This is a genomic window from Lysobacter sp. TAB13, from assembly GCF_052113885.1.
Lineage (GTDB): Bacteria > Pseudomonadota > Gammaproteobacteria > Xanthomonadales > Xanthomonadaceae > Lysobacter > Lysobacter gummosus.
Genome location: NZ_JBFRDR010000002.1, coordinates 67,419 through 90,412, shown reverse-complemented (window position 1 = coordinate 90,412; position 22,994 = coordinate 67,419). Strand labels below are relative to the sequence as shown.

24 protein-coding genes are annotated in these 22,994 nt (G+C 65.8%); 12 read left to right on the top strand and 12 right to left on the bottom strand.

Annotated features, from left to right (window positions below):
* Window positions 1-20: 20 nt before the first annotated feature.
* The 7 genes from AB4Y92_RS03190 to AB4Y92_RS03160 form a co-directional block, all read right to left on the bottom strand.
* Window positions 21-1,361, bottom strand: a complete 1,341-nt coding sequence (locus tag AB4Y92_RS03190) for an XVIPCD domain-containing protein (protein ID WP_441818335.1) — start codon at window positions 1,359-1,361, stop codon at window positions 21-23.
* Window positions 1,351-1,992 carry a hypothetical protein gene (locus tag AB4Y92_RS03185; RefSeq protein ID WP_441818334.1) on the bottom strand — a complete coding sequence of 214 codons (642 nt, stop codon included), beginning with the start codon at window positions 1,990-1,992 and terminating at the stop codon, window positions 1,351-1,353. The genes AB4Y92_RS03190 and AB4Y92_RS03185 overlap by 11 nt, the downstream gene beginning before the upstream one ends.
* A 445-nt stretch (window positions 1,993-2,437) precedes the next feature.
* On the bottom strand, window positions 2,438-2,923 hold the full coding sequence (locus AB4Y92_RS03180) for a DUF4189 domain-containing protein (RefSeq protein ID WP_441818333.1): 486 nt from the start codon (window positions 2,921-2,923) through the stop codon (window positions 2,438-2,440).
* A gap of 4 nt (window positions 2,924-2,927) precedes the next feature.
* On the bottom strand, window positions 2,928-4,070 hold the full coding sequence (locus AB4Y92_RS03175; protein ID WP_441818332.1) for a type IV secretion system protein: 1,143 nt from the start codon (window positions 4,068-4,070) through the stop codon (window positions 2,928-2,930).
* A gap of 48 nt (window positions 4,071-4,118) precedes the next feature.
* Entirely contained in the window at window positions 4,119-4,901 is a 783-nt protein-coding gene (locus AB4Y92_RS03170) for a hypothetical protein (protein WP_441818331.1), read from the bottom strand.
* A gap of 48 nt (window positions 4,902-4,949) precedes the next feature.
* Window positions 4,950-5,582, bottom strand: coding sequence for a response regulator (locus AB4Y92_RS03165; RefSeq protein ID WP_441818330.1), 633 nt, complete (start codon window positions 5,580-5,582; stop codon window positions 4,950-4,952).
* A gap of 529 nt (window positions 5,583-6,111) precedes the next feature.
* Window positions 6,112-6,735 carry a TetR/AcrR family transcriptional regulator C-terminal domain-containing protein gene (locus AB4Y92_RS03160; RefSeq protein ID WP_441818329.1) on the bottom strand — a complete coding sequence of 208 codons (624 nt, stop codon included), beginning with the start codon at window positions 6,733-6,735 and terminating at the stop codon, window positions 6,112-6,114.
* Window positions 6,736-6,816: 81 nt separating this feature from the next.
* Between AB4Y92_RS03160 and tet the strand changes: the two genes are divergently transcribed.
* Entirely contained in the window at window positions 6,817-8,031 is a 1,215-nt protein-coding gene (gene tet / locus AB4Y92_RS03155) for a Tet(A)/Tet(B)/Tet(C) family tetracycline efflux MFS transporter (protein WP_441818328.1), read from the top strand.
* An 82-nt stretch (window positions 8,032-8,113) separates the two neighbouring features.
* The gene (locus AB4Y92_RS03150; RefSeq protein ID WP_441818327.1) at window positions 8,114-8,644 is read left to right on the top strand and encodes a hypothetical protein; all 531 of its coding nucleotides are present in this window, start codon (window positions 8,114-8,116) and stop codon (window positions 8,642-8,644) included.
* 10 nt (window positions 8,645-8,654) lie between these two features.
* Here AB4Y92_RS03150 and AB4Y92_RS03145 read toward each other — a convergent pair whose 3' ends face one another.
* Window positions 8,655-10,142 (bottom strand): AAA family ATPase, encoded by a 1,488-nt coding sequence (locus AB4Y92_RS03145; RefSeq protein ID WP_441818326.1) that lies wholly within the window; start codon window positions 10,140-10,142, stop codon window positions 8,655-8,657.
* 198 nt (window positions 10,143-10,340) lie between these two features.
* Between AB4Y92_RS03145 and AB4Y92_RS03140 the strand changes: the two genes are divergently transcribed.
* The 7 genes from AB4Y92_RS03140 to AB4Y92_RS03110 all read left to right on the top strand — a co-directional run bounded on the left by AB4Y92_RS03140 (window position 10,341) and on the right by AB4Y92_RS03110 (window position 17,356).
* Entirely contained in the window at window positions 10,341-11,249 is a 909-nt protein-coding gene (locus AB4Y92_RS03140; RefSeq protein WP_441818325.1) for an AEC family transporter, read from the top strand.
* Window positions 11,250-11,362: 113 nt separating this feature from the next.
* Window positions 11,363-11,851 (top strand): ankyrin repeat domain-containing protein, encoded by a 489-nt coding sequence (locus tag AB4Y92_RS03135; protein ID WP_441818324.1) that lies wholly within the window; start codon window positions 11,363-11,365, stop codon window positions 11,849-11,851.
* Window positions 11,852-12,028: 177 nt separating this feature from the next.
* Window positions 12,029-13,204: a hypothetical protein gene (locus AB4Y92_RS03130; RefSeq protein ID WP_441818323.1), complete on the top strand. Its 1,176-nt coding sequence runs from the start codon at window positions 12,029-12,031 to the stop codon at window positions 13,202-13,204.
* A 55-nt stretch (window positions 13,205-13,259) separates the two neighbouring features.
* Window positions 13,260-13,892: a nucleotide-binding protein gene (locus tag AB4Y92_RS03125; RefSeq protein ID WP_441818322.1), complete on the top strand. Its 633-nt coding sequence runs from the start codon at window positions 13,260-13,262 to the stop codon at window positions 13,890-13,892.
* Window positions 13,893-14,105: 213 nt separating this feature from the next.
* A complete protein-coding gene (locus AB4Y92_RS03120; protein WP_057941152.1) occupies window positions 14,106-14,582 on the top strand; it encodes a SixA phosphatase family protein in 477 nt (158 codons plus the stop codon).
* Between the two features lie 44 nt (window positions 14,583-14,626).
* Window positions 14,627-15,367 (top strand): YceI family protein, encoded by a 741-nt coding sequence (locus AB4Y92_RS03115; RefSeq protein WP_441818321.1) that lies wholly within the window; start codon window positions 14,627-14,629, stop codon window positions 15,365-15,367.
* A gap of 12 nt (window positions 15,368-15,379) precedes the next feature.
* Window positions 15,380-17,356, top strand: a complete 1,977-nt coding sequence (locus AB4Y92_RS03110) for a phospholipase D family protein (RefSeq protein WP_441818320.1) — start codon at window positions 15,380-15,382, stop codon at window positions 17,354-17,356.
* A gap of 125 nt (window positions 17,357-17,481) precedes the next feature.
* On the opposite strand, the gene AB4Y92_RS03105 is transcribed toward AB4Y92_RS03110, so the two are convergent.
* Window positions 17,482-17,916, bottom strand: coding sequence for a hypothetical protein (locus AB4Y92_RS03105; protein ID WP_441818319.1), 435 nt, complete (start codon window positions 17,914-17,916; stop codon window positions 17,482-17,484).
* Complete coding sequence (locus AB4Y92_RS03100; RefSeq protein WP_441818318.1) at window positions 17,913-18,761, bottom strand: hypothetical protein; 849 nt, start codon at window positions 18,759-18,761, stop codon at window positions 17,913-17,915. Before AB4Y92_RS03100 ends, AB4Y92_RS03105 begins: the two co-directional genes overlap by 4 nt.
* A 407-nt stretch (window positions 18,762-19,168) precedes the next feature.
* On the opposite strand from AB4Y92_RS03100, the gene AB4Y92_RS03095 reads away from it, so the two are divergent.
* The 3 genes from AB4Y92_RS03095 (at window position 19,169) to AB4Y92_RS03085 (ending at window position 21,234) form a co-directional block, all read left to right on the top strand.
* Window positions 19,169-19,360 carry a hypothetical protein gene (locus AB4Y92_RS03095; protein WP_057941148.1) on the top strand — a complete coding sequence of 64 codons (192 nt, stop codon included), beginning with the start codon at window positions 19,169-19,171 and terminating at the stop codon, window positions 19,358-19,360.
* A 287-nt stretch (window positions 19,361-19,647) separates the two neighbouring features.
* On the top strand, window positions 19,648-20,118 hold the full coding sequence (locus AB4Y92_RS03090) for a hotdog fold thioesterase (RefSeq protein WP_441818317.1): 471 nt from the start codon (window positions 19,648-19,650) through the stop codon (window positions 20,116-20,118).
* Window positions 20,119-20,187: 69 nt separating this feature from the next.
* On the top strand, window positions 20,188-21,234 hold the full coding sequence (locus AB4Y92_RS03085) for a LacI family DNA-binding transcriptional regulator (RefSeq protein WP_057941147.1): 1,047 nt from the start codon (window positions 20,188-20,190) through the stop codon (window positions 21,232-21,234).
* Between the two features lie 188 nt (window positions 21,235-21,422).
* Here AB4Y92_RS03085 and eda read toward each other — a convergent pair whose 3' ends face one another.
* Together eda and AB4Y92_RS03075 are read right to left on the bottom strand one after the other, a co-directional pair.
* Window positions 21,423-22,070, bottom strand: a complete 648-nt coding sequence (gene eda / locus AB4Y92_RS03080) for a bifunctional 4-hydroxy-2-oxoglutarate aldolase/2-dehydro-3-deoxy-phosphogluconate aldolase (protein ID WP_441818316.1) — start codon at window positions 22,068-22,070, stop codon at window positions 21,423-21,425.
* Between the two features lie 207 nt (window positions 22,071-22,277).
* On the bottom strand, window positions 22,278-22,958 hold the full coding sequence (locus AB4Y92_RS03075; RefSeq protein ID WP_215057773.1) for an HAD family hydrolase: 681 nt from the start codon (window positions 22,956-22,958) through the stop codon (window positions 22,278-22,280).
* Window positions 22,959-22,994 lie beyond the last annotated feature (36 nt).

Sequence of the window (22,994 nt, the reverse complement as noted above, 5' to 3'; positions counted from 1 at the left end):
GGCCGGGCTGGAGAGGAAACTTAGACGGTGTGGGGCGCTTGGCTTCGGGTTTGTTCCTGGCTTTGCTCTTGAACCAAAGCCGCCCGTTGCTCAGCCGCCGCCAGCTTTTGGAAAGACACTTCGACGGGAATCTGCGCGGCGATCACGGTGTTCACATGAGCACGTTTGTGCGCCGGATCGTGCAGCTCGCCCTGTACCGCGAAGACATCGGTTCCGGCCGGCGTGTTGCGGCCCGGAACCACATGGTTGATCTGCTCCAGCCCCGCCAGTCGCGAACTCACCAGCAGCGCTGCCGTGGTGCGCTCGGCGGTCGCATCCAGCGGACGTCCCTGTTCGGCGAAGACACGCCCGACACCCGCGTCGAGGGTGCTGTGCATCGAATGGTTCGGATGGTCGGGATGGCGCGGATCGGGTACACGGTTCTCCGGCGCAGGCACTGCACCGTGCGCGTCCTTGAACGGGCTTTCGGTCGCCTTCTCGGGCAGGCGCCGCCCGATCTCTTCGGCGATGCCCATCGGTCCACGCAGGACGGCCGACCCGATCGATGCGCCTTCCCGCGTGGCCCAAATGTCGCCACGGAACTTGTCGATCATGGGTTCAAAGCGATAGGCATTGACTCGGGCTTCGGGATCACGCAACACCGAGATGTCCTTCGTCTGCCCTGGCCCTGTATCGCGGAAATTGTGCAAGCTGTGCGACAGCGCGCCAGACGCCAAGGCCATCGGCAGGTTTCGCTCATCGGTGAGGCGCGCATCGTTGTTGGCGTAGCCCGCGACCGACAGCGTATTGATGTCGTGCCGGCTCGCGTACACCCGCACCTCGCCGAAGTGGTGGCTGCCGGAACTGACGAAGTCGGCGGCCATGACGTGGTTGACGACTTGATGGCCGCCTTCGGGGATGCGCATGTTCAGGTCGGCCGCGCCGTAGGCGTTGAAGGTCTCGCCTTGCAGGCCCAGCTTGGCGGCGGTGACCTGGGCCAGGCAGCCGCCGAGGGAGTGGCCCGTAACCGTGACAGGAGGAAGGCCTTTGGCTTCTGCTTTGTCCATGGCTCTACGCGTAAATTCAATCGCGTCTTCGGCCTGCTGGTTGGCACGCCGCCCCACCATACCGCCGTCCGCACGCAACACGTCGTCGATGAACTCGCGCGCGAATTCGGTACCACGGTGAGCGACGACGATTTCGCCAGTGTCCTCACGCTGAATCATCACGCCTTGGTAGCCAGATGACTTGTTGTCCGCTACCTCTAGTACGTTGAATGTAACGCCGCCGATGTCGATGTTGCGCTTACCATCCTTGCTAAACGGTGGCGGATCATAAGCAACTTCGGACAACTCTGCGTATTGCTGGCTACTAATCGTCATGACCCTGTTCCTTGGCCTCTAGCATGATGATGAAGGTGTTAGTTGGCTCGGTTTTGTACCTTGTCCTAAATTGCTCTTTCTTGAGGGCTGACTCGAATGCAAATACGGGGTCAGAGGGCTGGGTGCCATAAGAATCACGCCGGACATACAGGGAAATGGGCAGTTGATCGATAACCTCCGAATGGCCTATGTGTGCGACGAACTTCTGCTCTTTGGGATTGTTGGTCGGCTTCAATGTCAAGTTGACACTCTCGATTTCCCAAGTGCACACGCCCTTCCCGAAGTAATCTCTTTCGGCAACTGCATCCAGATACACATCGAACCGGTACTCGGCTTCTGAAATCCTGCGCAATGGCGGGACGACATCGAAACTGCTCGGGGTAGGGAATGTGCCTGAGAATGGCTCAGCATCGGGCATGCATTCCTGAGTGGGGCCCACCTTGTAACGGATGTCGGCCGAGGCGTCCTTGAACGGTCCTGGCGCCCCCTCGATCTTTGCGGTGACGACGTACTTCTGGCGCGGGTTGGGATTGCGCTCGTACTTCGGGTCCATGACCGCGTTGGAGCAGCCGGTTAGCATCACCGCCATTGCGATGAGTGCGAGGACAGCATGGGGCGCGTTCGGCTTCATCTGCGATTGACTCGATTCGTATGGCGCTGGTTGAAGGGCTGGGTTCCGAACGTCGCATCTCGCCTGCCGGCACCGGCTCAAAGCCAGACGGCGCCTGTGCTTGGACTCGACGCTCTGAAGCTAATAACAAAAGAACGAGTTCTGGATGCGTATCGCGCGGTGAACAGCGAGCGCGCGCCCTTTCCGAAGGGGCCAACCCACAACATCGGGAAAAGCAGCGCAAGCGGCCCTAATGGTACGGCCAAGAGGGCCGCGCTCTGACTGACGAAGCCCAGCAATGTTCCGTACTTCGCACGCGAATACAGCCCGCTTCCCACATGGTCCGGGACTGTCTTCAGCGCTTTTAGAGACTCCCAGCAGAAGCCTCCCAGGCACCCCATGGACATGGCGTGCAGAGCTGCTTGATGCCGTTTGATACTCATTGCGATGACTTTTCTTGATATGTTCAACGAACTCGAACAGGAAGGCTGCACCCACTGTAATAAATCCAGCATTCGCTTTCGCCGCTTTTGCTGCACGCTTGACTCGCGCTTTCCAATGCTTCCTCGATCGTTGCTGCACTTTCGGAGAATGATTCCGTGCGCGACGCCACCACCACGGCGCACTGGTTTTTGTATGCAAAAGACAGACGGCATTTATTCTTGGCGCTGCGGTCGCGGCATTCCTTAAGCGCTTGAGCCTTGGCTGCGGACTTGCTGTCGAGCTGGGCAACAATGCCAAATGCGCCGGCGTCATCGGTAGCAATGGCTCCCCACCTGCTTGCCCATGAAGGGCCAGGGGATGCAGGAGTGCTCCCCCCTTGAATCGGACCGCAAGAAGCCAGCGATGTACCGCTGTAGGGGATTTGTCCCGCGGGGCATCCACCTTCCGCCCTTGACGGGCCAGTTGGAACAGCAACCAGCACGGCAAGTGAGAGCACTACCTTTTTCATGGCATTAATCCCTCTTCGCTTCGTCAGCAGACTTGATGCGCTGCTCATGTACCGGCGGCGCCCCGGTAATTCGATTGCTGTGGTTGTATGCGGCACTAGCCGCCCTGGTCGGTGCGTAGGACTTGTCTGACTGGTGGCTATCGTTGCGGGCCGTCGGTGAGTAAGAACCTGGAGGTTGCCCTTGCGGCCCCGGCGAACCGCCACCGCCACCCGCGCCGCCTGAGAACGCAGAGAAGTGCATGAAACTGCCGAGTTGCCCCTGGAAGAAGTTGGCTAGCGATTGGGGAACTGTGATCAGCAGCGCTGTCGCCAGCAACCCGACGCCCCCTTGTTGCAGGGCTTGACTGCTGATGCCCTCGACCTCGATACCCACTATCGAAGCCAGCTTCGCCACCCATAGGCCAGCCGCGATGCGCGCGACGAGTTCCAGAATCACGCCTGACATCACGCTCAGGCATCCCATCGAGAAAATCGTCCCTATCGTGTAGTTCAGCCATTTCACGAAATGGCCCTTTGTCTGGTCGAACATCAAACACAGGATGAATATGGGCCCCAGGGCCATGGAGAAGGCCGTCGTGCATTTGAATGTGAGGTACAGCACGCCGGCAACCATGGCGGGCCCGGCCAGCCCGAATCCGGCGAACAAAAGTGCACGGGTCTTCTGAGCTTGCAGGGTCGGATCGTCTTTTGAAACTTGCACTGCATCTATCGCCGTAAGCGCGACTTGCAAGTACCCGAGATTCTTGTCGATGGCATCGGCGGTGGTCTGGTTCTCATGCCCGGAAAACAGGCCATGCACGGTCCGGTCCATATCTTGCGTAAACAGTTGAGTCAGATTGGTACCGCCGAAGGACATTGTGGTTGCGGCTGTAATGATCAGCACGTTCCGTAGAGATCCAACCAACAGGCTCCTCAAGGTGCCGTTCGACTGCCCCGTGACCATGCGGTAACCCATGATCATGATCCACAGCACGACGAGCGTTCCCGCGATGCTGGCCGCCCATGACATCGTCCTCTCCATCATGGCGAAGCCGATGTCGTCGATTTGGCGAGTCAAGTAGTCGTTGATGATGCGAAAGATCGCGTATTCGCCGAGTCCCGCCTGGCTTGAAGGGGACAGCAAGTCCGACATGCGGCTGAAAGTCATGGTTTGAATCCGTTCTGGAAAGGGCAGGCGTGGGCGTCGGCTGGCACGTCAGTTGCCGAGCGCTGCCTTGATGGCAATGGCCTGAATGACCTGCCCGCCGATTCCGGTTTTGTTTCCCTCCAGGGCGCGTTTGGCCAAGCGAGCCTGGTCCCGTTTGAGCGACTCGATGTAGTCCTCGTAGGCCTTCATGCGCGCCTGCCAGTAATCGAGGTCCAGCTGATTTCGCGCGACGAACCGATAGGCCTCGTTGTCGTTAGCGGCTAGCGCGCCCTGGCTGCCGTTGACGCTGTCGCGCTGGCTCTCGATCTGCGCGAATTCCTGGTTTCGCCGCATGAGCCTGCGCAACATCTGCACCGACTCGTTGTACTTCATGTTTTCCGCATGGACCATGCGCTGACAGATGGATTGCTGCTCGCCGATAACGTTCCCGCCAAGCTTGGGCGCGGCTTGCTGAAACACGGTCGTCAACTGTCCCTTGATGCCTTCGCCCCTTCCCGGACACATGTCCTCCATACCGTAGTCGGCCGGGCGCGGCGGGAAGCTGTCTTCCATGCGCGACTGCCCAAAGTTCAGCCGCTGCAGTCGGATCAACTGTTGCTGGTAATGGGTCACGGTCTTCTGATACTGGCTCGCCGTTTCCTGCCAGCGCTTGCTCTGTTTGCCGTATTCGACAGAGTCTTCGCTCATCTGCTTCAACTTCGCCATGAGACCGAACGGGTCCTTGACGATCATCTGTGCGCTGGCTTGATGGCTCGTGAGAACGCCCAAGGCGATGGCGGTGATTGCAGCCTCCCTGATGGAGCGACGATTCACCCTGCTGCGATTCCTCATGTTCGACTCCGTGTCGTGTTGAAGGTACGGCCGACATCGGCCTGTCGTTCAGTCGTCCAACAGATGCATCAGCCCTTTTTCGTAGAAGCACTTCGCCAACTCGGCTTCGTGGCGGATGCCGAGCGCCTTCTTCGCCTTCGACCAGTGGGTCCAGATCGTGTCGTAGGTCTTGCCTTCGCGTTCGGCGATCCGGCCGATCGATCCGTGGCGCAGGATCGACACGCATACGCGCTGCTGCTTCGGCGTCAGCGACGACCACGGATCGGCGTCGGCGCGGCCGAAGTCGATGCGCGGATCGCAGAAGGTGTCGCCGGCCCGCGCCTGCTGGATCGCCTGCAGCAGGAATCGCGTCGGACTGGTCTTCAGCACGTAGCCGCTGACGCCTTCGGCGATGACCCGCGCCGCCAGGAACGGGCTGTCGTCGCTGGCGTAGACGATGAGCCTGGCCGGCGGGCAGCACTGCCGCAGCGCGCGCAGCAGCGCGATGCGTTTCAAGCCAGCGATCGCCGGATCGACTATCACGATGTCTGCTCTGGCCTCCGTTGCGATCAGGACGTCGAACAACCGCTCGCTGGATCGCACCGCGTGAATCTCGTCGGCGATGGCTCCACGCGCACTCTTCAACAACCGCTCGACCAGCATCGCCATCGCGGGCTGGTCGTCTGCGACCACGTACTTCATGCACCAATCCTTATGCTCGTTCCGTTTGGCATCCTGCCAACTCTCAGTGGGCATAGTGTTGCCAAACAGACGGCCTCTTGCCAAGCCGGAAAAACTCCACGAATCGATACGGCGTCGCACGAGTTTTATTGGCACGCAGCGATACATCGCTCGGCACATCGTTGGCCGAACGCTCGCATTTATCGTGGTTTTTTTACCGAACTGTTCGCGCGCTCGGCGCGCACCTCAGTCTGTCGGCGAACGCCGGATGGAAGCGGCGATGTGTTTTCGCTCGCGTCGCGATGCGCGCCCGGATGCGATGGGAATGTTCGATGCGAGCCGCCGGCCGATACGGCGCGCGGCGCGCCCGCTCCGCGCGGGCGGCGCTAACGACCGCTGCGGGCGAAACCGACGGATGAAGATGCGCAGCGCCCGCAGCGCGGCGAAATTCCCAGGCGCTTGTTTCCAGAGCGCGCGCGCGTCCGACCGCGCCTGAAATTCGCCGCGGCGGCTTTGGCCCCGAGCGCTTGCGCGCCGCCTCTTCGCCTGCTCAGCCGCGCGAACGCGCGAGCAAGGCGTCGAAGCCGTCGATGAGCGCGCGCAGGCCGAATTCGTAATCGGTGTCCGGATCGTTCTGGCTCAACACCGACTGCGCCTGCGTGAGCAGGGGATACAACTGCGGATCCGGCGTCGGCAAGGCCTGGCCTGGGCCGCGGCCGGCCTCGGTTGCGGCTTGTTCTTCCAGCACGCAGCCCACGGTGTAGTAACTGAGCGAAATCATCGCGCGCACGGCGTCCTGCGGGGTGAAACCGGCGTCGAGCAGATAGCCGACTTCGGCTTCGCCGTCGGCGTAGTCGCTGAGCTCCGGGCGGGTGCCCACGTGCACGCGCGCGCCGTCGCGATACGCCAGCAGCGTGCGGCGGAACTCGCGCGATTCGCGCGCCATCCAATCGCGCCAGTCGGCGCAGGCGGCGCGGTCCGCCCGCCGGTGCTTGTCCAGCATCGCCTTGGCCAGGGCGTCGAGCAGCTCGCGCTTGCTCTTGAAGTGCCAGTACAGGCTGGGCTGCTGCACGCCGAGCGCGTCGGCCAAGCGGCGGGTGGTGAGCCCGTCCATGCCGACCTCGTTCAGCAGCTTCAGCCCGGCGGCGATAACGGTCTGGCGTTGAAGTTTCATGCGGACGCTCCGGGGCTTGCTCTCTCTATCGCCGATAGATTAGCATCCATCCCGAAATCTATCACTGATAGAGAGACCGCCGTGAACCGCCCTACCTCCTTCGCCTTCGTTCTCATCCTGGCCACGGTCACGCTGGACGCCGTCGGCGTCGGCCTGATCGCGCCGATCCTGCCGCAACTGCTGAAATCCTTCGGCGTACAGGGCCGCCTCGCCCTGCACGTGGGCGCGTTGACCGCCTTGTATGCGCTGATGCAGTTCATCTGCGCGCCGGCCCTGGGCGCGCTGAGCGACCGCTTCGGCCGGCGCCCGGTGCTGCTGGTGTCGCTGGCCGGCGGCGCCCTGGATTACCTGCTGATGGCGTGCGCGCCGTGGCTGTCGTTGTTGTATCTGGGCCGGGTGGTGTCGGGCATCAGCGGCGCCAGCGCTTCGGTCGCCGGCGCCTACATCGCCGACATCTCGGACGAATCCCAACGCGCCCAGCGCTTCGGCCTGATGGGCGCCTGCGGCGGCCTGGGCTTCATCGCCGGTCCGGTGCTCGGCGGTGTGCTCGGCGCGATGTGGCCGCGCGCGCCGTTCGTGGCCGCGGCGGCGTTGGCGACGGTCAATTTCGCCCTGGCGTGGTTCGTGCTGCCCGAACCGGAGCGGCGGCGCAGCCCGGCCATCGTCTGGCGCGAACTGGTGCCGTGGACCACCTTGCGCGAGCTGGCGCGCTTGCCGTCGCTGTCGCCGCTGCTGTGGATCTATGTGGCGATGCAGTTGGCCGGACAAGTGCCGGGAACGCTGTGGGCGTTGTACGGCAGCAACCGCTTCGGCTGGAACGCGACCGCGGTGGGCCTGTCGATGGCCGCGTTCGGGATCTTGCATGCGCTCTTCCAGGCCGTGGTCACCGGCCGCGCCACCCGCCTGCTCGGTCCGCCGCGGACCTTGCTCGCCGGCATGGTGGCCGATGCCGCCGGCTATGTGGTGTTCGCCTTCGCCCAGCGCGGCTGGATCGCCGCGCCCGGCTTGTTGCTGGCCGCGGCCGGCGGCATCGGCGCGCCGGCGCTGCAATCGATGGCCAGCGCGGAAACCCACGCCGATCGCCAAGGCGCGTTGCAAGGCGTGCTGGCGAGTCTGGCCAGCCTGGCCGCGGTGATCGGCCCGCTGTTGTTCGGTGCGATCTACGTCGCCGGCGCCCGGCATTGGGACGGCTGGGTCTGGATCGTCGGCGCCGCCATGTACCTGCTGTGCGCTCCGGCCTTGCGCGTGGTGCTGCGCAAACCGCGAGCGCTGCAAGCCGCGGCGGCGGACGCCTGAGCGTATGCTCCCTCCCCTGCGGCCGCGTCGGCCCCGAAGCGACGGCCGAATCCAGCCCTTACGCAACGGCCGGCGTACCCGCTTGCACGGCCCCGGCCCCTCGATAGCCAGAATGACCTCGCTGCCCGATTTCATACTCGACGCGTTGCCTAACCCGATCGATCACAGCCGCGATTTTTCCGCTGCCGTCATCGAATTGAAGCAAGTCCTCCAGGCGCGGCTGCGGACTGTGTTTCGTCTGGACCAGGACATGAACTACAACCCGGCTCAATCGCTGGCATGCACCTTGAAGGACAAGGTCGGGCTGCAAAAACAACCGTATGAATTCGACGTGCGCTTCTATCTGTCGTCCAAGGCGCCGTTGTTCGCCGTCTATTGTTTCGATCGCCAGTGGGGCATGACCGACCGCGGCGACGTCAATCACCCCATCGCCCAGGAGCGGCTGCCCGAACGCATCCAGGCATGGACGGACAAGGCCAAAGCGGTGCTGATCGACAAAGGATGGACCGAGGTCGAGCACGCCTGCTTCCACCTCGCCGCTCCCGGCTGCAGCACGCAACTCGACGGGCTGCCGGCGACGGTCTTCGAAAGCCTGTTCGCGGAAATCGTCTGAAGCCTGCGCTTCAGTCGGCCGACACCGTGCGGCCGCGCGCCCACTCGCGCAAGGATTCGACCTGCTCGGCCATCAGCACCGACAGCGGCCGGGTTTGCTTGAGTTCGGCGCGCAATTGGAAGTCCGACAGCGGCGCGCCGGCGGCGTGGGCGGCGTACATCGCCGCGACGATGGCCTGCTCGATCTCGGCGCCGGAGAATCCGTCGCTGGCCGCGGCCAAGGCCGGCAGATCGAAGGAGTCCGCGCTCAGCGAGCGCCGCCGCAAATGGATCGCGAACAACTCCGCGCGCACCTCGGCCACCGGCAGATCGACGAAGAAGATTTCGTCGAAGCGGCCCTTGCGCAGCAGCTCCGGCGGCAAAGCGTCGATCTGGTTGGCGGTGGCGACCAGGAACAGGCGCGACTTGCGTTCGGCCATCCAGGTCAGCAGATAGCCGAGTACGCGCCGCGACACCCCGCCGTCGCCTTCGCCGCTGTCGCCGGCCAGGCCTTTTTCGATTTCGTCGATCCACAGCACCGCCGGCGACAACTGCTCGGCCGAGGCCAGCGCCGCGCGCAGGTTCTTTTCGGTTTCGCCGTGGAATTTGTCGTACAGCGTGCCGAAGTCCAGCCGCACCAGCGGCACGCCGAAACCGGCCGCGACCGCCTTGGCCAGCATCGACTTGCCGCAGCCCTGCACGCCCAGCAGCAGCATGCCCTTGGGCGGATCGAGCCCGGGCGGCGCCTCGCCGCTGACGAACACGGCGCGGCGTTGTTCGACCCAGCGCTTGAGCCGGCGCGCGCCGGCGACATCGCTCATGCGCGCGGCGTCGTATTCGTAATGCAGGTGGCCGGAGCGGTTGAGCAGCTCGAACTTCAGCTTGGCCAGCTCGGGCAGGTCGTCGGCGTTGAGCGCGCCGTCGCGGAAGATCAGATGGCGAGCGATGCGGCGCGCATCGACCGGATCGATCCCGCGCAGGTTGCGCACGATCTGCTTGACCGCTTCGCCATCGACCTCGACCCGGCGGCCGCCGTTTTCGCGCGCATAGTTTTCCGCTTCCTCGCGCACCAGTTTCAGCAGCGCGTTGGCGTCGGGCAGGCTGGGCGTGTAGCGCACCGCCAGCGAATCCAGGTCCGGCGGCAGTTCCAGCTTGTGGCCGATCAGCACCAGCACGTGCGGCTCGCAATCGCGGCGCTGGGCGATTTCGCGCAGCTGACGCTGAGTGCTGGCGTAGCCCAGATAGGGATGAGCGTCGAACAGCAGGTAGATGCCACGCTGATCGGCGTCGCGGATCGCCTGCAAGGTGGTGGAGATGTCCGGGGCGACGTCGGTTTCTTCCTCGCGGTCCAGATCGACCCGGCGCAGGCCCTCGGTGATCGACCAGCGGTACAGCGCGCGCCACACGTTCATCAGCGCCTGGCGGAACAGTTCGAGCACGCGCGCCTCGTCGCGAGTCTCGATCACGATCAGCGGGGTGTTGGAACGGATCAGCGCGGTCAGGTCTTGCAGGTCGCTCATGGGACAGGGTCTTCCGTGGACGCGACATGATACGGCCCGGCGCCCTCCGGCACTCGCGGGCTGGATCCGGCGCGCCGAAGCGGCCGCGGCGGCCGATACCGCGGCATCACAGGTAAGCCGAAAGCCGGGTTGAGCCCGGGCCGGGCAACCGCGACCATGGCCGCATCGCGCCGCTGCGGCGCGCGGAGTCGGTCCGCGATGGCTTTCGACGCTTTTGCCCTGGTGCTGGCGATGCTGGCGCTGGGTTACCTGTTCCAGCGGCTGCGCGCGCTGCCCGACAACGCCGCGCAGACGCTGAATCTGGTCGTGCTGTACGTCTGCCTGCCGGCGGCGGTGCTGCGCTATGCGCCGCGCCTGCATCTGGAGCCGGCGCTGCTGGGCGTGGCGGCGGTGCCGTGGCTGCTGCTGGGCGCGACCGTGCTGCTGGTCGGCGCGCTGGCGCGCGTGCTCGGCCTGCGCCGCGACGAACACGCCGTGCTGCTGCTCACCGTCGCCCTGGGCAACACCAGCTTTCTGGGCTATCCGCTGACCCGCGCGCTGATCGGCGAACACGCGCTGCCCTACGCGGTGGTCTACGACCAGTTCGGCGCGTTCCTGATCCTGTCCACCTTCGGCCTGTGGGTGCTGGCGCGTTACGGCGGCGACGCCCCGCCCGGCGCGCGGGCGATGGTGCTGCGGGTGTTGAAGTTTCCGCCGCTGTGGGCGCTGCTGATCGGCTTCAGCGTGATGCCCGAGCAGCCGCCGAGCTGGATCGCCGGCGGCCTGCAGCGCCTGTCCGACGCGCTGCTGCCGCTGGCGATGCTGACCATCGGCCTGTCGGTGAAACTGGCCTTGCCGCGCGAGGAACTCAAACCGCTGATCGCCGGGCTGGGCCTGAAACTGGCGCTGATGCCGGCGCTGGCCTGGGTGCTGGTGCCGTGGCTGGGGCTGCACGGCGAAATGGCCCGTGCGACCGTGCTGGAAGCGGCGATGCCACCGATGGTCACCGCCGGCGCATTGGCGATCGCGCATCAACTGGCGCCGCGGCTGGCCGCGGCGATGGTCGGCTATGGCCTGCTGCTGTCGTTGCTGACCTTGCCGTTGTGGGCGCAGGTGGCGGTGGGCTGAGCGCGCCTTCGACGACGACGCCCCTGAATGCCACCGGGCCGACGCGGCCGAATGCGCAGATCCAGCCGGGTACCTTACGATCCCATCGGACTGACAGGCGCGGGCCATTGCCTATGCACGACAAATTCCACCGCGAGATGCAGGCCGCCTTCGTCATCGACGATTTCGCGGCGATGCGGGCCCTCATCGCCGACGGCGCCGATGTGAATTCGCTCGACGCCAGGGACGACAGCCCGATCCTGCAGCGGGCCGTGATTGGAAACGACCTCGGCATGGTCGGCTTCCTGATCGATCGCCGCGTCGATCTCGACCGGCCGGATCGCAGGAACATGACCGCGCTTCACTATGCGGCGCTGCATAAGCATCTCGACGCGGCGAAGGCCCTGATCGACGCCGGCGCCCTGATCGATGCGCGCGATCGCAACGGCAGCACGCCGTTGGCCTTCGCCATCAGCGACCGCAAGCCGGGATACCAGGAAATGGCCGAGTTGCTGGCGGCCAACGGCGCCGATTGCGATATCAGGAGCCGCGACGGCACGCGGGTGCTCGAACTGTATGGAATCTCGTTGCAGCGCTCCGCCCCGCCCACGCCGTCTGCCTGAGCCGAAGCCCCGCCAACGGTCCTGTCCGGCGCGAACGCCCGTATAGCGGTCACTGGCAGACGGGGCTGATACGCGCGCATCCGTCGCCACGCCGCGATCCGGCCCGGGCCTAGCGCGAACAAGCGCGGGTATGCTGCGCGGACCGCGGCGTCGCACCGCCGCCGCATCGAGTTCGCCATGACGCCCGAAACGACGCCCCGACCGCGCCGCCGTTCCATGTGGATGCTCGCCGCGCTGGCGATCGCGTTGAATGCCGGCGCCTGCGATCGCACCGAACCCGCCGCGGCTGCGCCTGCGTCCAAGGACGCATCGCTGTTGTTCCCACTCTCGCTGTCGGACGCCGCGCCGAAGTGGAACCAGGCCTACCAGCGCGCGCTGCGCGACCGGCTGGCGGCGCTGGCGCAACGCGACGACGCGATCAGCCAGCTCGATATCGTCCGCCTGCAGCCTTTGCTGGACGGCTACTACACCGCGCCGCCGTCCGGGGTGCACCAAGAACGCGAACGGGCCCTGCGCCGCGCCCAGGCCCTGGCAGCGCCGGGCGACGACACCGCGTTCTGGTACGAGGCGGCGATCTGCGCGCACGCCGAACCCATGCCCGGAATCCAGTGCGATCCCACCCTGGCCCTGGCTCATCTGCAGCGCAGCGACGCCGACAACGCCGCCGTGTGGCTGATGAGCGCCGATACGGCCGCCGCCCGTGGCGATCAAGCCGGAATCGATACCGCCTTGTTGCTCGCTGCAAAGGCCCGGCGCTACGACATCCGTTATGGCCGCAACGCGGCCGAGACGATGCGCGCGCTCGGCGAACTGGAATTGCCGGCGTTGGACGAGCCGGCGCGCGCGGTCCTGAATTCCGACGGCCTGCTCGCGGACGCGAATCTGCAGGATGCGCGCATGGCGCTGGCCGGCTGGGCCTTCCCGCTGCCTTCGCCGCTGGCCTTCCAGCGCCGCTGCCGCACGGCCGCGGCCGCCCCCGCCGGCACCGATGCCGAACTCCGCGCGGCCTGCGCCGCAATCGCCACGCGGATGGCCGATTCGGACACGATCATCGGCCAGATGTTCGGCTTGGCGATCATGGCCCAGCTGACCGCCCAGTCTGCCGACGGCGCGGCCTGGCGCGAACGACTGCGTACCCACTATTGGCAGAGCGCGCACCTGCAACAACGCCCCAACCTGATCCGCGATCTGCCCCGGGTCTGGCGGGTGGGCGAAGTCGCCGTGTTCGACGAGCGTCTGAAAGCGGCCGGCCTGGACCGTCCGCCGCCCGGCTGGCTGCCGGAATCTCCTCTGCCGCGCTCGCTGGTCCTCACCGGCCGCTACATCGACCGGCCACCGCCCGCACAGCCGTGATGACCCGCTCCACATCCCCGGTGTAGGCTGCGCTTTCCATCCGGAGGGAGCTCGCATGAAGACCGTGCTGGTGGCCAGTTCCAAGGGGGGCGTCGGGAAGACCACGATCGCCACCCACCTCGCCGCACAAGCGGCTCTGGAAGGCCTGCGCACGGCCTTGATCGACGCCGACCCACAAGGCTCTTCGACCCGTTGGGCGCAGCGCCGCTCGGTCCTGGAAAGCGCGGTGCTGGCGCTGGACGGCACCCGCCGCAAGGCCTGGCGCAAGAACCTGCCCGAGGACGCCCAGCGCGCGATCATCGACGCCCCGGCCGGGGCGATGGCCGACGACCTGGAAAACTTCCTCGAGTTCGCCGACGCGGTGGTGGTGCCGGTGCAGCCCTCGACCCTGGACATCGAAGCCACCGTGCCCTTCCTGGATTCGCTGGCCCAGCACCCGCGGGTGCGGCGCGGGCAACTGCGGGTTGGCCTGATCGGCAACAAGCTCAAGCCTTGGACCAACGCCTCGCAGCAGGCGCTGGAGCTGCTCGGCGAATGGCCGTATCCGGTGGTCGGGCAGATCCGCGACAGCCAGGCCTATGTGGTCATGACCGCGCTAGGCAAGAGCCTGTTCGACTACCACTCGCAACAGATCCGCGAGCACCAGGCCGACTGGCAGCCGCTGCTGAAGTGGCTCAACAAGAAGTGAGGCCGGGCCGATAGACGCCGCCGTGCAACGCGACCGGACCCGTCCGCGCCGCGCGCCCGCGCGCGCCGTGCGCCGGCCGGGGCATTGCCATGGCCGCGCTGCCGGCCGGCCGGCGAGCCCGCCCCTCGCCCCCGCTACCCATCCGCCCCCTCGACAGGCATCCTCTACCTTGCGTTCGCGCACTCCCCTCATCACTCGTTCTGGCTCTGACTCATGCGCGAATTGATCCTGCTCCGCCACGCCCACGCTGAACCCGCGGGCCAAAGCCAGGCCGACCTCGACCGGCCGCTGTCCGCCGAAGGTCTGGCCGAAGCCGAAGCCGCCGGCCGCTGGCTGGCGGAGAAAAAACTGATCCCCGACTGCGTGCTGTGCTCGCCCTCGCGGCGCACGCGCGAGACCCTGGAAGCGGTGCTCGGCGCCATCGGCTATGTCGAACAGCGCATCGAGCCGTCGATCTACGACGCCACCCCGGGCACCCTGATCAGCCTGGCCGACACCCACATCGAGGTCGAGCGGCTGATGCTGGTCGGCCACAACCCCGGCCTGGAACGCCTGGCCGCGCTGCTGCACAGCGGCCAGTCGGGCGATTACCGCGGCATACCGCCGGGCGGCGTCGCCGTCCTCAGCGTGCCGGCCGGCACCGCGTTGGAACCGGGCGTCGCTCAGCTCAGCGAGTTTTGGTGGCCGTGAACCGGTCGCCGCCGCGCTTGCGGCGGCGGCACGGTCGAATCGCCGTGATCCGCTGCATCGGGGCCGGCCTGGCCCTGATGTCGGTCGGGCTTATCGCCCAGGCCGGTGTCCAGCAGTCGTCCCCGGCCGAAACGCGCGCCTGGGCGCCGCGGCCGTCGGAGCCGCGTGCCGCCGAGTTCCGCGCCACCGACGCCAGGCCGCCGGAGCCCAAGCCGGTGCAGCAGGGCTTCGATCCGGAACACACCCGTTTCAGCTTCGAACTGCGCACCCGCTGGGGCCAGCGCATCGCCGGCGAGTTCCCGCGCTACGACGGCGAACTCACCCTCCTGGCCGACGGCCGCCATCAGGTCCGCATCCGCCTGGCCACCGCCTCGGTCGTGGTCGGCGAGTCCGAGCGCTACGCGCGCATGGCCCGCGGCGAGCGCTTCTTCAACGCCCCCAGCTATCCCTTCATCGAATTCCTGTCCGAACCGCACCCGGCCGACCTGGCCCGCACCGGCGGCGTGCTGCGCGGACGGCTGACCCTGCACGGGGTGAGCCGCATCGAAAGCTTCGTCCTGGCCCCGGCGGCCTGCGCCAAACCGGGCGAAGACTGCGACGCGATCGCTCACGGCAGCGTCAGCCGCGAGGACTACAACCTCGACGGCTGGCAACTCGCGCTCGGCGACCGGGTACGCTTCACCATGCAGGTACGCCTGCAATCCGCGCAAAATAAGCTGATCCCGTCGAAACCCGCGCCGCCCAGGACTCCGGAACCCTTTCCGTCCAGGGTCCCGACGCGTTAAGGAGCCACCCTGTTGAACCCCGTGTTGCGCGGCCTCGCGGCCCTGCTCGCCCTGTCCCTGTCGGCCTGCGCCTCGCTGAGCCCGGCCCAGCGCGACCGCGCCAGCGCGATCGCCGCCGCCGCGCGTTCGCAGCAGATCGACTGCCAGGGCGAGAACGCCTGCGCCCAGCCTTCCCCGCTGTACGAGCTGGGGCGCAAGGCGATGGCGCAGTCCACGCCCGAGCGTCCGCGCCACTACGCGCTGATCCTCGACCGCGGCCCCGACGCCCTGCTGGCGCGCATCAACCTGATCCGCAGCGCCACCCACAGCCTGGACCTGCAGACCTACATCTTCGACGAGGACGACGCCGGCAAGCTGGTGCTGGACGAAGTCCTGGCCGCCGCGCGCCGCGGCGTGCGCGTGCGCCTGCTGCTCGACCAGCTGGCGGCGATGCGCCACATCGACACCCTGGCCGCGCTGTCGGGCGCCCACGCCAATTTTGAGGTCAAGCTGTACAACCCGGTGCTGCACCGCGCCCGCATCAACTACCCGCAGTACGTGCTGGCCGCGGCCTGCTGCTGGCGCCGGCTCAACCAGCGCATGCACACCAAGCTGCTGCTGGCCGACAACCGGGTCGGCATTTCCGGCGGCCGCAATTACCAGGACGACTATTACGACTGGGACGACCAGTACAACTTCCGCGATCGCGACGTGCTGGTCGCCGGCCCCGTCGCCGACATCATGGGCACCGACTTCGAAGTGTTCTGGAGCGATCGCCGCAGCGTGCCGGTGGAGCGCCTGGCCGATGTGGGCAAGCGCCTGATCGACGGCGGCGTGCCGGTGCTGCCGAAGACCGAATTCGAACGCCCGCAGCGCGCCCAGGCCATGCGCGATGATGCCGCCGACGAAGCGCAGATCAACGAACGCCTGGTCTCGCACGCGATCGAAGTCGGTGCGGTGCGCTACATCTCCGACACCCCCAACAAGCACCGCGAGAACAGCGACGCCAACGCCCTGGCCTCCGATTCGCTGCGCAGCCTGATCACCCATTCGAAAGAAGAAGTGATCCTGCAGACGCCGTACCTGGTGCTGTCCAAATCCGCGCAGCAATTGTTCCGCAGCCTGCACGACCGTCCCGACCGGCCGCGCGTGATCGTGTCCACCAACAGCCTCGCCGCCACCGACGCCTTCATCGCCTACGCGCTGTCGTACAAGTACAAGCGCCGCTATCTGCGCGAGTTCGGTTTCAACATCTACGAGTACAAGCCGTTCCCGGCCGACGCGCCGATCGATATCGCCGCCACCGGCGCCAAGCTGCCCGACCTGGGCCTGGACGGGCTGGCCGAGCGCGACGGCCGCGGCGAGCCCGAATCGTTCCAGGGCGCCGGATTGACCGAATCCCGAATCCCGCGCCGCGAACTCGACCGCAGCAGCGTGCTCTATCGCCAGCGCTACCGGCAGCCGCTGGCGCGCGAGTACGCGGCGATGCGCTACGCGCGCCGCCGCACCAACGAACCGGTGCCGCTCAAGCGCGCCGGCGTGCGCATCGGCATGCACGCCAAGTCGATGGTGATCGACGAACGCATCGGCGTGATCGGCACGCACAACTTCGATCCGCGCGGCGATCACTACAACACCGAAAGCGCGGTGGTGATCGACGATCCCGTATTCGCCCAGGCCCTGGCCGCGAGCATCCGCCGCGACATCGCCCCGGCCAACTCGTGGGTGATCGCGCGCCGCGACAAACCGCCGATCTTCTCCGGGCTGGAGTATTCGATCGCGAAGATTTCCGAGCACCTGCCGATCTTCGACCTGTGGCCGGTGCGCTACGCCACCAGCTACGAATTCGTGCCCGGCCCGGACTGCCCGTCGCCTCTGTACCGCACCGACCCCGGCTTTCGCGCCTGCTACAAACCGGTCGGCGACTTTCCCGAGGTCAACCTCGGGGTGAAGAGCCTGACGACGCGGATGTTCACCGCATTCGGGGCGGGGTTGGCGCCGATTCTTTGAGGTGCCCGCTCTGCGGGTTGGTCCCACCATTAGAAAACAACCATCCAGACCATCGCCGAAAAACAGCACGCCCCGCTCGACACGGGGCGTTCTCATCTGAAATTTTCCGCTACTGGCGATCCGGATCAGGGCTGAATCGGTTTCTCTGTTCCAACGATGACCTTGCCCTCGCACTCGCCCTCGCAACCTCCGCCGCCGACGCCGGACCAACTGCCGCCGCTGCCGCCTCCACCGCCACCTTCGCCGCCTGATCCACTGCCACTACCGCCACTACCTCGCGGCGTCTTGGCGATCTGCTGCATGCCTGCGACTCCTCCGAAAACCGACGTCATCAAATACGTCGAACAAGCGGTCGCATTGCAAATGGTGACCGTATCCTTGGCTTTCCATTGATTGACTTTTTGATTCACCGTCGACTGAATAAATACGACCGTATCCGGGTCAGGCGTGGGTCCGTTCAACGTGCAACCCGACGAACAGATAAACGTTCCGTAGTGCGAAGCGATCGCCACCCCTATCCCGACTATTCCGGCCAACCCTGCAACCCATCTGGACTTCATCTACTACTGCTCCTGTTGACTGCGCCAGCCGACATGGCTTCCGCGCTCCTTATCTGTTCGGCCGTAAGCTCACGACCCCACAGATCCAAATACTTCGCCGACACCTCGACACCACCGCGCTGTTGCAAAGCACGCATGTACGCATACGCCTTTACCGGATCGCGCTTGGCCAAGGTCCCTTCCTGGTAAGTGTTGGCAAGGTTGAACAGCGCCGTGCGATCGCCCCGCGAGGCCGCTGATGTCAAATGCACCAATGCTTCGGACTTGATCCGCGCGAATTCCTCGGCGTTAGCGACCACTTTCTGCGGTGTATCGAATTTCTCCGTGGCGACAGAGAAGTAGGCGACTTGCGCACCGACATGTCCCAAGCGCGCGGCCTTCGTGACCCAGTATTCTTTCGATGCGAGCTGATTCTTGCTCAGTCCGGCGCATACCGCGCGATCTTGCGCCAGTTCTCGAACCACGTTCGCTTCCAGGACTTTGTCCCTGGATACGGCAGCGAGATCTTCCAAGGACTCCTTGCGCGCCTGAATCGATGAACATCGCAAGACGTCCTCATACAACTGAAAAGCGGCCATCGCGTTTCCGGACTCTGCCTGTTCCGCCAGCATCGAGTACGTGTCGGCATAACGCCGCCTGTCAGCAATAGTCCTTGTCACGGTTTGCGCTTGGTTCGCGACAATCTCAGGCTCTTGCGGGGCGCCTTTCCTGGGAGCGCTTGGGGACTGGCTCATGACGGTGGACCGCGTCGATTCACGGTCGCCGCGATCGCATCCAATCGCCGTGACCAGGACGGTAAAGAGAAAGACAGCGCGACAACTTCCGCGGAGCATCGTTAGCTTCATTGCGATATTCAATTCAAGGGCCGTGTGGCTACCGTATACCGATGGAGCTCATCGTCTCGAGTGTTGAAACGTCCGATCGCACGGATGTCCCGACTCAGATTCGTCCGAAAAGCGTCGCGTAGGCCTCGTCGCCACAAATCAGCGTCCTCGGGACCTTCTCGCGTCCCGGCCACACCCGCCCCGCCCTGTAGGTCGTCAGTCATGGGTACGCGATTGCAACCCTCGGCGCCCCCGGCTCATCTCTATTCGTGAACCCGGACGGTGCGCCCCACCGCCCAGCCAGCCCCGGAAGCTCCAGGGCATGACTAAAGGGGGATATGACTTCCAGCACATATCAAGTTCTACCTAGGTGTTGTAGATTACCAACACACCGAAGCACTACAACCCCACGACACAGGACACCCGCCATGAACGCTCTGACCACCCGCACCGTCACCACCACCCCGAATTCGGCTCCGGCCACCACCGTCAACGCCGCCCCGGTCCGTCACCAGCACCGCCAGCGCGACTTCGGCGTCGGCTACGGCAACAGCAGCGGCTACGCCAGCAACCGCAGCTACACCAGCAACTGGGTCCAGCCGCGCTTCCGCTTCGCTTGATCCCGGATTGCCGTACATGGACCGGCCGTCCGTCGTGAACACCGACCGTTTCGCTTTCCGACCCGGACCGGCGCGCATAGCTCCCTGTTTCCCCTGCGCGCCGTTCCGGGCTTTTTGAAACGCCCGGCGTTCCCGGCCAGACCCCGCCCGTCCCGCCGTACCCGCACACCGCACACCCGGCCGTAACGCTGCACCGATCAGGCCCTTCCGCCGCAACGGCGGTCCCGACGCCTGGTTTCCCACGCCCCCGGCTGGTCCGGCCGCTGCATCGCCGCTATCGTGAAGCGATGAACGCATCCGACCCGACCCGCCCCGAGGCCGCGACGCCCGTCGCCAAGTCCATCTTCCGCAGCGCCGATACCGTCGATGACCTCAACCGGTATTCGCGCAACACCTCGATCGAACAACTCGGCATCGTCTTCACCCAGATCGGCCCGGACTACGTCCGCGGCACGATGCCGGTGGACGCCCGCACCCATCAGCCCTACGGCCTGCTGCACGGCGGCGCCTCGGTCCTGCTCGCCGAAACCCTGGGCAGCAGCGCCGGCAATCTGTGCTGCCCCGAGGGCAAGATCTGCGTCGGCATCGAGATCAACGCCAATCACGTCCGCGGCGTGCGCAGCGGCACGGTCACCGGCACGGCGCGGCCGATCCACGTCGGCGGCAGCACCCAGGTGTGGGAGATCCGAATCGAGGACGAAATCGGCGCGCTGGTGTGCGTCTCGCGCCTGACCCTGGCCGTGGTACCCAAGCTGTAAGCCGGCGAGTAGGCTAGAGCACCGTCCGGCACGCAGTTACCGCCGGCACCGCGCCCTACGCGAGGCCCCGTGCGCCGACCGACCATCAAAGATGTTGCCGAACTCGCCCAGGTCTCGCTGAAGACCGTCTCGCGGGTGATCAACGACGAATCCGGCGTGCGCGCCCGCACCCGCGCCCGCGTGCACGAGGCGATCGCCGAACTCGAATACCGGCCCGACCCGTCCGCGCGCAGCCTGCGCAGCGCTCAGCCGTATGCGCTGGGAGTGGTCTACGACAACCCGAATCCGTACTACATCATCAGCGTCCAGAACGGCGTGCTCGCCGCCTGCCGCGAAACCGGCTACGGCCTGCAGATCCATCCCTGCGATTCGTCCTCGCCGTTGCTGGCCGCCGACCTGATCGATCTGGTCCAGGGCGCGCGCCTGGCCGGGCTGGTGCTGGCGCCGCCGATGTCCGAGCGCATGGAACTGGTCAGCGAGTTGGTGGCGCACGGCATCAAGCTGGTGCGCATCGTTTCGGCCGCGGAAGATCCCAAGGACGGCTCGCCCTGCGTGTGGGTGGACGACCGCGACGCCGCCTATGACATCACCGAACACCTGATCCAGCTGGGCCACCAGCGCATCGGTTTTCTGTGGGGTGGCAAATCGCACCGCTCCAGTTGGGAGCGCTACAAGGGCTACGCCCAGGCGCTGAACGACTACGGCATCGCCGAAGACGAAAACCTGGTGCTGCCGGGCGACTATTCCTTCGACGACGGCTTCCGCGGCGCGCGGCGTTTGTTCGCGCTGCCCGACCGGCCGACCGCGATCTTCGGCAGCAACGACGAAATCGCCGCCGGCGTGCTGGCGGCGGCGAAGTCTTCCGGCATGCACGTGCCCTACGACCTGTCGATCGCCGGTTTCGAAGACAGCCCGTTCTCCAAGCAATCGTGGCCGACGCTGACCACGGCGCGGCAGGCGACGGAAGAAATCGCGCGCCATGCGGCGTATCGGTTGATCGCGGAGTTGCGGCGCGAAGGCGGGGACAAGCCGATGGACGTTCCGGCCAACGAAGGTTTCAGCCCGATCCTGGTGGTTCGCGGATCGACGGCGCCGCCGCGTCCGGCGCAAGGCTAAGGCGCGCGACACGCGCGCCGCGGATTTTTTCGTCCCGATATTCCCCCCGCTTTTGCTGTTCCCCCCTTTGAAAAAGGGGGGCAGGGGGATTCGCTGTTGCTGTTGCTGCTAAGGGCAAAGGCAAAAGCCAATCCCCCCTACCCCCCTTTTTCAAAGGGGGGAACAGCAAAAGCCGGCGCGCTACTTCTTTAGCGCCCCAACGCCGCCGCTTCCCTCGCCAGCACCTCGATCTTCGCCCAATCGCCGGCCTTCACCGCCGCCGTCGGCGCCACCCACGAACCGCCCACGCAAGGCACGTTCTTCAGCGCGAGATACTCGTGCGCGTTATGCACGCCGATCCCGCCGGTCGCGCAGAACCGCAGTTCCGGCAACGGCCCGCCGAGCGCCTTCAACGCCGTCGCGCCGCCGATCGACTCGGCCGGGAAAAACTTGAGCTGGGTGTAGCCGTGCTCCAGCAAGGCCATCGCTTCCGACGCCGTCGCCGCGCCCGGCAGCCACGGCAGATCGATGTCGCGGGCGGCCGCGATCAAGCCGGCCGCGCTGCCCGGCGACACCGCGAAGGTCGCGCCGGCCTTCAGCGCATCGACGAAATCCGACGGCCGACGCACGCTGCCGACGCCGACCGCCGCGCCTTCGACCTCATTCGCGATCGCGCGCACCGCGTCCAACGCCACCGGCGTGCGCAAGGTCACCTCGATCGCCGGCAAACCACCTGCGACCAGAGCCCGCGCCAGCGGCACGGCGTCCTTCAGTTCGTCGATCACCAACACCGGCACCACCGGCGCCAGCGCTAACACCGCGGCGATACGCGTTTGCAGACCCTGCATCGAACTCATTGCCCTGGCTCCAGTCGTTTTCGGAACGGTGATGCTGTTATTTATCGGCGTGGACGAACGATGTTCAGCCACGCATCTCTCATGCCGTCATTCCCGCGAAAGCGGGCTCTGCTTTACTTCGGCGGAGCCGAACATCCAGTGACTTTCGTGCGAGAACGTCTGAAGTCACTGGATTCCCGCTTTCGCGGGAATGACGAGCGAAGGCACTCAGGGCCGCGCCGCCACTTCATCGATGTGCTTGAGCAGATCCGCCGGATCTTCGTACACACGGAACCCGCCCGCGCGTTCGAGTTCATCCTGGCCGTAACCGCCCGACAGCAGCCCCACGCCGAGCGCCCGCGCGCGCCGCGCGGCGAGCAGATCCCAGATGCTGTCGCCGACCACGACCGAGTGCTCGATATCGGCGCCGAGCTTGTCCGCGGCGGCGAGGAACAAATCCGGATCGGGCTTGGCGTACTTGACCATGTCGCGGGTGATCACCACCGACACCGCCGGATCGACGCCGAGCGCGACCAGATTGTGGCGCGCGGTTTCCATGCGGCCGCTGGTGGCGATCGCCCACGGGATCTTGTTTTCGGTCAGATAGGCGAGCAACTCGACCGCGCCCGGCAGCGGGCGAATCTGCGTGGCCTGCTGGCCGTAGGCCTGCGCATGCAACCGATGCAGGCGCTCGATCCGTTCCGGGGTGATGTCGATTCCGGTCTCGCGCAGCAGGATGTTGGTGAACAAGCCGCCGCTCATGCCGATCTTGCGATGGATGCGCCAGACCGACAGCGGAATGCCGTCGGCGTCCAGCGCCTGTTTCCAGGCCAGCACGTGCTGGTAGACGCTATCGACCAGGGTGCCGTCGAGATCGAACAGGAAGGTGGTGCGTGCGGGGGCGGGCATGGCGTGCTCCTGGGAGCGGGAATTCGGAATTCGGGA

What these genes read in the sequence shown, in the direction of transcription:
- AB4Y92_RS03175 (WP_441818332.1), bottom strand. Translation starts at nt 4,070, where the DNA reads ATGACTTTCAGCCGCATGTCGGACTTGCTGTCCCCTTCAAGCCAGGCG.
- AB4Y92_RS03140 (WP_441818325.1), top strand. Translation starts at nt 10,341, where the DNA reads ATGGCTTTCGACGCTTTTGCCCTGGTGCTGGCGATGCTGGCGCTGGGT.
- AB4Y92_RS03130 (WP_441818323.1), top strand. Translation starts at nt 12,029, where the DNA reads ATGACGCCCGAAACGACGCCCCGACCGCGCCGCCGTTCCATGTGGATG.
- AB4Y92_RS03135 (WP_441818324.1), top strand. Translation starts at nt 11,363, where the DNA reads ATGCACGACAAATTCCACCGCGAGATGCAGGCCGCCTTCGTCATCGAC.
- AB4Y92_RS03165 (WP_441818330.1), bottom strand. Translation starts at nt 5,582, where the DNA reads ATGAAGTACGTGGTCGCAGACGACCAGCCCGCGATGGCGATGCTGGTC.
- AB4Y92_RS03120 (WP_057941152.1), top strand. Translation starts at nt 14,106, where the DNA reads ATGCGCGAATTGATCCTGCTCCGCCACGCCCACGCTGAACCCGCGGGC.
- AB4Y92_RS03075 (WP_215057773.1), bottom strand. Translation starts at nt 22,958, where the DNA reads ATGCCCGCCCCCGCACGCACCACCTTCCTGTTCGATCTCGACGGCACC.
- AB4Y92_RS03125 (WP_441818322.1), top strand. Translation starts at nt 13,260, where the DNA reads ATGAAGACCGTGCTGGTGGCCAGTTCCAAGGGGGGCGTCGGGAAGACC.
- AB4Y92_RS03170 (WP_441818331.1), bottom strand. Translation starts at nt 4,901, where the DNA reads ATGAGGAATCGCAGCAGGGTGAATCGTCGCTCCATCAGGGAGGCTGCA.
- AB4Y92_RS03090 (WP_441818317.1), top strand. Translation starts at nt 19,648, where the DNA reads ATGAACGCATCCGACCCGACCCGCCCCGAGGCCGCGACGCCCGTCGCC.
- AB4Y92_RS03105 (WP_441818319.1), bottom strand. Translation starts at nt 17,916, where the DNA reads ATGAAGTCCAGATGGGTTGCAGGGTTGGCCGGAATAGTCGGGATAGGG.
- AB4Y92_RS03190 (WP_441818335.1), bottom strand. Translation starts at nt 1,361, where the DNA reads ATGACGATTAGTAGCCAGCAATACGCAGAGTTGTCCGAAGTTGCTTAT.
- AB4Y92_RS03095 (WP_057941148.1), top strand. Translation starts at nt 19,169, where the DNA reads ATGAACGCTCTGACCACCCGCACCGTCACCACCACCCCGAATTCGGCT.
- eda (WP_441818316.1), bottom strand. Translation starts at nt 22,070, where the DNA reads ATGAGTTCGATGCAGGGTCTGCAAACGCGTATCGCCGCGGTGTTAGCG.
- AB4Y92_RS03180 (WP_441818333.1), bottom strand. Translation starts at nt 2,923, where the DNA reads ATGAAAAAGGTAGTGCTCTCACTTGCCGTGCTGGTTGCTGTTCCAACT.
- AB4Y92_RS03160 (WP_441818329.1), bottom strand. Translation starts at nt 6,735, where the DNA reads ATGAAACTTCAACGCCAGACCGTTATCGCCGCCGGGCTGAAGCTGCTG.
- AB4Y92_RS03185 (WP_441818334.1), bottom strand. Translation starts at nt 1,992, where the DNA reads ATGAAGCCGAACGCGCCCCATGCTGTCCTCGCACTCATCGCAATGGCG.
- AB4Y92_RS03100 (WP_441818318.1), bottom strand. Translation starts at nt 18,761, where the DNA reads ATGAAGCTAACGATGCTCCGCGGAAGTTGTCGCGCTGTCTTTCTCTTT.
- AB4Y92_RS03145 (WP_441818326.1), bottom strand. Translation starts at nt 10,142, where the DNA reads ATGAGCGACCTGCAAGACCTGACCGCGCTGATCCGTTCCAACACCCCG.